The sequence below is a fragment of the Thermoanaerobaculia bacterium genome, assembly GCA_035717485.1.
GTDB lineage: Bacteria > Acidobacteriota > Thermoanaerobaculia > UBA5066 > DATFVB01 > DATFVB01.
This window is the reverse complement of sequence record DASTIQ010000201.1, coordinates 1-9,382: the sequence shown is the minus strand read 5'-3', so window position 1 is coordinate 9,382 and position 9,382 is coordinate 1. Positions and strand designations below refer to the sequence as shown.

Below are 9,382 nucleotides of genomic sequence, written 5' to 3'. Positions count from 1 at the left end.
GTCGACTGGCCGCAACATCCACAACATCCGCGACTGGATCATCAGGAACGCTCCCGTCCCGATCGGGACGGTGCCGATCTATCAGGCGCTTGAGAAGGTGAACGGCGTCGCCGAGGATCTGAACTGGGAGGTGTTCCGCGACACCCTGATCGAGCAGGCCGAGCAGGGGGTGGACTACTTCACGGTGCACGCCGGCGTTCGGCTCCCGTACGTTCCCCTCACCGCCCGCCGCCTCACGGGGATCGTCTCGCGCGGCGGATCGATCATGGCGAAGTGGTGTCTCGCGCACCATCGCGAGTCGTTCCTCTACGAGCGTTTCGGCGAGATCTGCGAGATCCTGAAGGCGTACGACGTTTCTTTTTCGCTCGGCGACGGGCTGCGGCCGGGCTCGACCGCGGACGCCAACGACGAGGCCCAGTTCGCGGAGCTCGACACGCTGGGCGAGCTCACGAAGGTCGCGTGGGAGCAGGACGTCCAGGTCATGATCGAGGGGCCGGGGCACGTCCCGATGCACCGGATCCGCGAGAACATGGACCGGCAGCTCGCCGTCTGCCACGAGGCGCCCTTCTACACGCTCGGCCCGCTCACGACCGACGTCGCTCCCGGATACGATCACATCACGTCGGCGATCGGCGCCGCGATGATCGGCTGGTTCGGGACCGCGATGCTCTGCTACGTCACACCGAAGGAGCACCTCGGACTTCCCGACAAGAAGGACGTGAAGGACGGCGTGATCGCCTACCGGATCGCCGCGCACGCGGCCGACCTGGCGAAGGGGCATCCGGGCGCGCGCCTCCACGACGACGCCCTGTCCAAGGCGCGCTTCGAGTTCCGCTGGGAGGACCAGTTCAACCTCTCGCTCGACCCGGAGACCGCCCGCGGGTTCCACGACGAGACCCTCCCCGCCGAAGGGGCCAAGCTCGCGCACTTCTGCTCGATGTGCGGCCCGCACTTCTGCTCGATGAAGATCACGCAGGACGTGCGCGACTACGCCGCGAAGATCGGCGCCGACGAGAAGAAGGCGCTCGAGATCGGGATGGAAGAGAAGGCGAAGGAGTTCGTCGAGTCGGGCGCGGAAATCTACCGAAAAGAGTAGCCCCGCACGCCGCGCGGGGTTCCAACGGTCTCGGGCTTCTCGCTACGCCGGGATCGGCTCGAGCTTCTCGGGCCTCTTCGACAGCGTCTCGGCGCCCGTGCCGGTGACGACGACGTCGTCCTCGATCCGCACGCCGAACTTTCCGGGGAGATAGATCCCCGGCTCGGACGTGAACGTCATCCCCGGCTCGAGGAGGATGCCGTTGCCCGCGACCATGTACGGGGGTTCGTGGACGTCGATCCCGAGGCCGTGCCCGAGGCGGTGGGTGAAGAACTCCCCGTAGCCCGCCTTCTCGATGACGGCGCGAGCGGCGGCGTCGACGTCGGAGCAGCGCACGCCCGGACGGGCGGCGGCGATCCCGGCGCCCTGCGCCTCGAACACGACGTCCCAGACGCGGCGGTATTCGTCGGTCGGCGTGCCGTAGAAGGTCGACCGCGTGATGTCGTAGTAGTAACCCTCCGGATTGTCCCAGGCGTCGATCAGCACGGCTTCGTTCTTCGACAGAGTCCGCGCGCTCGCTTCCCCGTGGGGGACGGCGGCCGACGGGCCGAACTGGACGACGTTCTCGCCGCCGAAAGCGGCCGACACGTCCGCTTCGCGAACGCCCGGAGCGAGGGCCGAGAACGCCTTCCGGAACCGGTCGAGTCCCGTCGCGACCGCGCGGCGCATCGCGTCGAGCTCCGCGGCGGACTTGACCATCCGCAGCGCCGCGAAGACGTCCGCGCCGGAGCGCGGCGTCCAGCCGGGCGCGTGGGAGAGGAGCTTCTCGACGTCGTCGTACGCCGTGGAAGGTTCCACGCAGAGGACGCCCTTCGCTGCGCCGAGGAACGAAGCCGCCTTCCGGAACGGATCTTCCGTCTCCTGCCAGGTGACGACCCGATCGATCGCCGTCATGCTTCGCGCGTGCGTTTCCTCGAATGCCGGCGTGATCAGGACCGGCTCTCCGTCCCGCGGAAGGAGGACGGCGGTCAGCCGCTCGCTCCGGTGGAAGGAGAGTCCGGCGAGATAGAAGAGGTTCGTCGACGGGGTCACGAACAGGACGTCGGCGCCCGATTCCGCGAGTTTGCGCCGCGCCCGGGAAAGGCGGTCGTTCAACGCGTTTCGATCGATCATGGGGGGACGATATCGCATTTCGCGCGTTCCTCCGGCGCGCCACCCTGGCGTGCCGACCGGCGACGATTCGGCGCGCCCGCGACCGCCCGGGCTTGCTCAACTCCAAAAAGCGGTTAGACTTCGCGCGCTCGGCGGGTGGCACTGGGGTTGCTCTCCGAGCCGGAGCGCGATGATCGACGTCGACCATTTCACGATGAAGTACTACGGCCCCCCGGCCGTCGACGACATCAGCTTTCACATTCCCGAAGGAGCGATCGTCGGATTCCTCGGCCCGAACGGGGCGGGGAAGACGTCGACGATGCGCGTCCTGACCGGATTTCTCTCCCCGACGGAAGGGGACGTGCGGATCGCGGGACACGACGTGGTCCGCGAGTCGATCGCCGCGCGAGCCGCAATCGGCTACCTCCCGGAGAACGTCGCCCTCTATCCGGAGATGCGCGTGCGCGAATACCTCGCGTATCGCGCCGACCTCGAGGGCGTCCGCGGAAGCGATCGGGCCGCGCGCGTCGCCGACGTGATGGAGCGCTGCCTGATCGCGGACGTCGCGGAGAAGACGGCCGGCACCCTGTCGAAGGGGTACCGTCAGCGTGTCGGGCTGGCCGGCGCGCTCGTCCACCGTCCCCCGATCCTGATCCTCGACGAGCCCACCGTCGGTCTCGATCCGAAGCAGATCATCAAGATCCGCGAGCTCATCAAGGAGCTGGGCCGCGAGCGGACCGTGCTCCTCTCGACGCACATCCTCCCCGAGGTCGAGGCGGTCTGCGACCAGGTGCTGATCATCGACCGGGGAAAGATCGTCGGGCAGGGGACGCCCGAGGAGCTCCGGCGGCGGGGCTCCGGCGCGTCGATCGTCCGCGCCGCGTTCGCGGGCGACGTTCCCGCGCGGGAGGTCCTCTCGGCCATCGACGGCGTCCGCGCGATCGAGGAGACGCGCGTGCCGGGCGAGACCCGGGTCCGGATCGAGGCGGGCGAGGGGATCGACGTGCGGGAGGCCGTGTTCCGGCAGGCCGTCGAGAACCGGTGGGTCCTGCGGGAGCTCGCCGGGGAAACCGTGACGCTCGAAGACGTGTTCGTCCGGCTGACGACGCGCGACCTGGCGGAGACGGCGGCGGAGGCGGCGCATGCGTAAGTTCTTCGCGATCGCGCGCCGCGAGTGGCTCTCCTACTTCTACTCGCCGCTCGGCTACATCGTCCTCGCGGCGTTCTGGTTCGTCAACGGGTTCATCTTCTGGTCGATCCTCGGCTATCTGAGCCAGCCGGGCGCCCGGTCGATCCAGCCGCTCGCGACGATCTTCAACAACACGTTCTTCTGGATCTTCATGCTCTTCTTCATCCCGGTGATCACGATGCGGCTGATCTCCGAGGAGCGCAAGTCGGGCTCGATCGAGACGCTCCTCACCTCGCCCGTCAGCTCGTCGACGATCGTGCTCGGGAAATTCGCGGCCGCGTTCGGCTTCTACGCCGTTCTCTGGCTGCCGGTCGTCGCGTACGCGCTCATCCTGAACCACCTGATGACGATCGATCTCCGGATCGTGCTCTCGAGCCTCGTCGCGGTGCTCCTCCTCGGGGCCTTCTTCCTGGCGGCGGGCACGTTCGCGTCGAGTCTCTCGAAGAACCAGATCGTCGCGGCGATCCTCGGTTTCGTGATGATCATCCTGATCTTCTCCGTCGGTCTCATCCAGACGCTCGTCAACGATCCCGCGATCAAGGACGCCTTCTCGTACCTGACGATCTGGGATCACATGGACGACTTCGCCCGCGGCGTGGTCGACACCCGCCACGTCGTGTATTACGTCTCGTCCGCGGCGCTCTTCCTCTACCTCGCGCAGGCGACGCTCGAGGCGAAGAAGGGTCAATGAGCGCACACGGGGGCGGCCGCCGGCGCGCGGCGGCGGCGGGAGTCTTCTCGGCGAGCGTCCTCGTCGTGGTGGCGATCTGGGGCCTCGTCAACTGGCTCGGATACCGGCACTGGTCTCGCGGCGACTGGACGAAGGCGAAGCTCTATTCCGTCTCGTCGACGACGAAGAAGATCGTCGGCGGCCTGAAGGCTCCCGTTCACGTCACCGCGTTCATGACCCACGGCAACCGCCTCTATCCGGAGACCCGGGAACTCCTCGACCGGTACCGCGCGCTCTCGCCGCAGATCAAGGTCGAGGAGATCGACCCGGAGCGGAACCCCGCGCTCGCGGAAAGCATCGCCCAGAAGATGGACGTCCGGAAGGCGGGGACCATCGTCTTCCAGGCCGGGCCGAAGAAGAAGTTCGTCACCGAGGACGAGATGGCGGATTACGACTTCAGCGGGGCACCGGGGCAGGGGGGGGCGCTCAAGTCGTTCAAGGGGGAACAGGCGTTCACCTCCGCGATCCTCGCCGTCACCTCCGACAAGTCGCCCCGGATCTATTTTACGTCCGGGCACGGCGAGAAGTCGGTCGACGACGCCGCCGACCGCGGCCTGTCGGAGGTCAAGGACCTCCTCGGGAAGGACAACGACACGGTGGCGACCTGGGAGGCGCTCGGGAAGGGCGAGGTGCCCCGGGACGCGGATCTCGTCGTCGTCGCAGGCCCCCAGACGCCGTTCCTCGCTCCCGAGCGGGACGCGCTGGACAAGTACCTGGCGGGGGGCGGCCACGTGCTCGTGATGCTCGACCCCGTCGTCCCGCGGCCCGGCGGCCCGGTGCCGGACCTCGGCCTCGGCACCCTGCTCGCCGGGTGGGGCGTCAAGCTCGACAACGACATCGTGATCGACACCGGCAACACGCTTCCCTTCATGGGTCCGGAGACGGTGTACGCGAACCATTTCGGAGCCCACGAGATCGTCGATCCGCTCGCTTCGGCGAAGATGGCCGTGATCTTTCCGCTCGCGCGTTCGGTCGAGTCCGGGACGGCCGCGCATGCCGGCTTCGCGGGCACGCCGCTCGTCCAGACGACGAGCCAGGGGTGGGGGGAGACGGATCTCGAGCATCTGTCGGCCGTGAAGAAGGATTCCTCCGACGTGCCGGCTCCCGTGACGATCGCGATGGCGGTCGCGCGAGGGAAGGAAGCGACGACGCCCGCCGCGGCCGACGCCCAGGGAGCGGCCCGCCTCGTGGTCTTCGGGGATTCGGATTTCGCGGCCAACGCGGAGCTCCCCAACGTCTCGAACGCGAATCTGTTCCTGAACACCGCGCACTGGCTCATCGGCAGCGGGACCCTCGTCGGGATCGCGCCGAAGATGCCGGAGCAGAACGCGCTGGTCGTCTCCGCCGGCGCGCTTCGCCGGATCGGATTGCTCTCCTTCCTCGGGATCCCGGCGCTGGCCCTCGCGGCGGGGCTCCTCGTCTGGGCGAAGAGACGGGGATGAGCCCGAAACGGCTCGCCGTCCTCACGGGAGTCCTGCTCGTCCTGTTCGCCTTCGTCGCCTTCTTCGAACGGAAGATGCCGACGACCCAGGAGCGCCTCGACAAGGGGGACGTCATCTGGGACGTCAACGAGGCGAAGATCGGCAAGATCGAGATCAACCGCGACAACATGACGCTCGCCTTCGAGCGGGACGGCGATGCGTGGCGCATGACGCGCCCGGAGAGCTATCCGGCCGACGGTCCGACCCTGTCGTCCCTCGTGGCCGACCTTTCGCATCCCGCCCGCGAAGGGGAGGCCTCCGCGAGCGCCACCGAGCCGGACTACGGGCTCACGGCCCCGCGCGCGGTGGTCACGGTCTCGGGCCGCGACGGAAAGAACGGGAAAGGGGAGTCCCACACGCTTTCGATCGGGCGGGAGATCCCCGGGACCGATACCGTTGCCGCCCGCGTCAAGGGAGAGAACCGGACGATCTTCGTGCGCTCGACCGTCGCGGCGGACCTCCTCAAACCGGTCGACGGATACAAGAGCAAGAAGATCTTCGCCGGCTCCGCGCTCGACGTGACGCAGCTGTCGATCGCGCGCGGTCGGGGCCGGCTCGAGTTCGAGAAACGGAAGAACCGCTGGTGGATGACCCGCCCGGCGGCCGATCTCGCCGCGTCGTCGGCGGTCGAGAGGCTGATCGACGATCTCCTCGCGGCCAACGTCACCGAGTTCCTGAAGATCCCGCGCGCCGAACTCGCCGGAGACGGGCTCGCCCCGCCCCTCTACACCGTGAGCATGACGATCTCCGGAAAGCCGGTGACGGCGGACATCGGCGCGACCCGCGCGGACGGCAAGAGCGTGTACGCCCGATCGGGAGGGGAAACCTTCGCGATCGACTCCACGGTGACGGACGAGCTCGCCAAAGAGGCGGACGTCTACCGCGAGACGAAAGTCGCCCGCTTCGACAACTTCGCCGCGAAGAAGCTCGTCTGGTCTTCCGGAGGCGCCCCTCGTGAGTTCATCCGCGACGGGGCCGGCTGGAAGGAGGCCGGGAAGGCGGTCCCCGCCGCCTCGGTCGAGGACGTGCTCACCGCGATCGGCTCTCTCGAGGGGAAGGACTTCCTGGCCGCAACCGACTGGCAGAAGATCTCGGCCGCGCCGGAGCTCGCCGCGTTCACGGTCGAGACGTCCACGGGAGATTCCTTCGCCGCCTCGGCGCGCCCGTCGGGCGGCGGGAACGTCGCGATCAAGCTCGCGGATCGACCCGAAGCGCTCGTCCTGCCCGCCGCGGATTTCGATCGCGTCAGCACCGCCGTCCGGAAGATCGCGCCCGCCGCCGCACCGGCCCCGGCGAAGCCGGCCCCGCCCCCGAAGAAGAAGCCCTCCTGAGCCGTCGATGCTGATCGACGCGCTCGGGACGTTCCTTCTCGAAGCCGCGGCGGGAACGAGCATCCTCCTCGTCTTCTTTCCCCATCGCGTCCTCGGAAAGGGCTTCTTCGTCCTCCACGGGGCGATCGCCTCGGCGTTTCTCCTGCTGTCGGCGATCGTCGCTCCGCGCGGCTCTTCGCCCGCCCTGGCCGCAGGCGCCCTCGTCCTGCTCGCCGCCTACACGCTCGTCGCCCGCTCCGGGCGGCCCGTCGCGGCGATTCCGTGGCTCGTCGTGTCGGCGGCCGTCCAGGTGGCGCTCCTGGGCCGCGTTTCGACCGCCGCGAAAGCGCCCGGATCGGCGTGGGTGTTCGCCGGCTCCCTCCTCGGCGCGCTTCTCTTCGGGAGCGTGCTGCTGACGATGAATCTCGGGCACTGGTACCTGGTCGCCCGGTCTCTTCCGACCCGCCTCCTCTTCGGCGCCGCGGCGGGATATTCTGCGCTCGCGGCGGCGCGCGCGGCGTACCTCGGCCTCGTCGCGGCGGTGGTGCCGAACCCCGACGGCTGGGAGGCGCTCACCTCGCTCGACCGCGACCTCCTTTTCTTCCTCTTCCGGATCCTCTGGGGAATCGTGGGGCCCGTCGCGCTCTCGTATTTCGTCTTCCAGACGTCGAGGATGCGCTCGAACCAGGCCGCGACGGGGCTCCTCTACGTCGCGCTCATCTTCGTCCTGATCGGCGAGCTCCTCGCTTCGTACCTGACCGTCCTGACGCGATTCCCGGCGTGAGGGCCCGCCTTTACTGCCCGGAGTGCCTGGCCCGCGCCGAGTTCGACGGAACGGCGCCCGCCGACGGAGCCTGCCCGCGGTGCGGACGGCGCTGGTCCTACTCTCCCGACGACGCCTCCCGGCGCGGGGGGCCGGTCGAGCGCTGCGGGGCGTGCGGGCGCCGGGCCTTCTTCGTCCAGCGGGACTTCGATCAGCGGATCGGGTGTGCGATCATGGCGCTCTCGATCGCCGCCGCCCTGGCGGTGGGATGGAGATTCGGCTGGATATGGTTCACCCCGGTGCTGCTGGCGACCGTCCTCATCGACTGGGTGCTCGCCATCACGATCAAGCCGGTGACGATCTGCTACGCGTGCGACACGGAGTACCGGGAAACCCCGCTCAATCCGCGCCACCGACCCTACGACCCGCACGTCGCCGAACGTTACGCGGAAAAGAAGACGGTGCGGCGAATGGTCGAGTGAGCCGCCGTCTCCGTGGGGCCGTGGGCGTTCTCCTGCTCGCCGCCGCGCTCCCCGCGTGCCGCGGGCATCGCCCGGAAGAGCCTTCGGTCCTGCTGATCGGCGTCGACGGCGCGGACATGGGAATCGCCGACCGCCTCATCGCGCAGGGAAAGCTCCCCTCGTTCTCGCGGCTGAAGAGGGAGGGGGCGTCCGGGCGCCTCCGGTCGATCGAGCCGCTCCTCTCGCCGATCGTGTGGACGACGATCGCCACCGGACGGGAGCCCCAGGATCACGGGATCTTCGACTTCATCGAGATCGGCAAGGACGGGCAGCCGACGCCGATCACGAGCCTTCGGCGAAAGGTCCCGGCGCTCTGGAACGTCGCCACCCAGTTCCGAGTCTCGTCGGGATTCATCGGCTGGTATGCCTCGTATCCCGCCGAGAAGGTCGACGGTTTCGAGGTGTCCGATCGCCTCGCGTTCCACCAGGTGAGCAGCGCCCGCGCCACGGCGGGGGCGACGTATCCGGAGTCGCTGGAGTCGGACCTCTATCGACGAATCGGCGCGCCGGCACCCGATCTCGCCGCGACGAAAGCGCGGTTCGTGGCCGATCCTTCGGCGCCGCTCACGCCCGACGGGGCGAAGCGGCTCGAAGAGCTCGCCCGGATCCGGGCGACGACGGAGTTCTATCGGAAAGTCGTGATCGACCTCCAGAAGCGCGAGCACCCCGCCCTCCTCGGCGTCTATTTCGAGATGGTGGACGCCTGCGGGCATCTCTTCATGGAGGACGGCCCGCCGCGCCGAGGCGACGTGTCGGATGCCGACTTCGCCGCGTTCCACGACACGGTCGACCGGTGCTACGAGTATCAGGACGAGGTCCTCGGCGATCTTCTTCGACTCGAGGGGTCGCGCACGCTCACGATCGTCGTGTCCGACCACGGGTTCAAGAGCGGGGATCTCCGTCCGCGCACCTCCGGCCGCGCCGACACGGGCCTCGCGCCGCTCTGGCATCAGCTGTACGGTGTCGTCTTCCTCCACGGGCGCGGCGTTCCGCCGGGCCGGGAGATCGACGGCGCCTCGGTTCTCGACGTCGCACCCACGGTATTCGCGTCGCTTCGGATTCCGCTTTCCCGGGAACTCCCGGGACGGCCGCTGCCCGCGGCGTTTCCGGCCGCCGCCCCACCGGCGAAGGGCGTCGCCGCCTATGCGGCGTCTCCGCCGCGGACTCTTCCGGCCGGCGCGTCCTCCGACGCCGAAGCGG

General features: G+C 68.8%; 9 protein-coding genes. 8 read left to right on the top strand and 1 reads right to left on the bottom strand.

Going from position 1 to position 9,382, the window contains the following annotated elements; translation table 11 throughout:
* Window positions 1–1,096, top strand: a 1,096-nt coding sequence (gene thiC, locus VFS34_10670; GenBank protein HET9794917.1) for a phosphomethylpyrimidine synthase ThiC, incomplete at its 5' end; no start/stop codon positions are given.
* Window positions 1,097–1,138: 42 nt separating this feature from the next.
* Here thiC and VFS34_10665 read toward each other — a convergent pair.
* Window positions 1,139–2,209 (bottom strand): Xaa-Pro peptidase family protein, encoded by a 1,071-nt coding sequence (locus VFS34_10665; protein ID HET9794916.1) that lies wholly within the window; start codon window positions 2,207–2,209, stop codon window positions 1,139–1,141.
* A 169-nt stretch (window positions 2,210–2,378) separates the two neighbouring features.
* On the opposite strand from VFS34_10665, the gene VFS34_10660 reads away from it, so the two are divergent.
* The 7 genes from VFS34_10660 to VFS34_10630 all read left to right on the top strand — a co-directional run.
* Window positions 2,379–3,338, top strand: coding sequence for an ATP-binding cassette domain-containing protein (locus VFS34_10660; protein HET9794915.1), 960 nt, complete (start codon window positions 2,379–2,381; stop codon window positions 3,336–3,338).
* Entirely contained in the window at window positions 3,331–4,068 is a 738-nt protein-coding gene (locus VFS34_10655; GenBank protein HET9794914.1) for an ABC transporter permease, read from the top strand. Before VFS34_10660 ends, VFS34_10655 begins: the two co-directional genes overlap by 8 nt.
* Window positions 4,065–5,549 (top strand): GldG family protein, encoded by a 1,485-nt coding sequence (locus tag VFS34_10650; protein ID HET9794913.1) that lies wholly within the window; start codon window positions 4,065–4,067, stop codon window positions 5,547–5,549. The genes VFS34_10655 and VFS34_10650 overlap by 4 nt, the downstream gene beginning before the upstream one ends.
* Complete coding sequence (locus tag VFS34_10645; GenBank protein ID HET9794912.1) at window positions 5,546–6,919, top strand: DUF4340 domain-containing protein; 1,374 nt, start codon at window positions 5,546–5,548, stop codon at window positions 6,917–6,919. The genes VFS34_10650 and VFS34_10645 overlap by 4 nt, the downstream gene beginning before the upstream one ends.
* 7 nt (window positions 6,920–6,926) lie before the next feature.
* The gene (locus VFS34_10640) at window positions 6,927–7,682 is read left to right on the top strand and encodes a hypothetical protein (protein ID HET9794911.1); all 756 of its coding nucleotides are present in this window, start codon (window positions 6,927–6,929) and stop codon (window positions 7,680–7,682) included.
* Window positions 7,679–8,143 (top strand): hypothetical protein, encoded by a 465-nt coding sequence (locus VFS34_10635; protein HET9794910.1) that lies wholly within the window; start codon window positions 7,679–7,681, stop codon window positions 8,141–8,143. The genes VFS34_10640 and VFS34_10635 overlap by 4 nt, the downstream gene beginning before the upstream one ends.
* Window positions 8,140–9,382: alkaline phosphatase family protein (locus tag VFS34_10630; GenBank protein ID HET9794909.1), on the top strand; the 1,243-nt coding region annotated here is incomplete at its 3' end. The genes VFS34_10635 and VFS34_10630, both read left to right, overlap by 4 nt.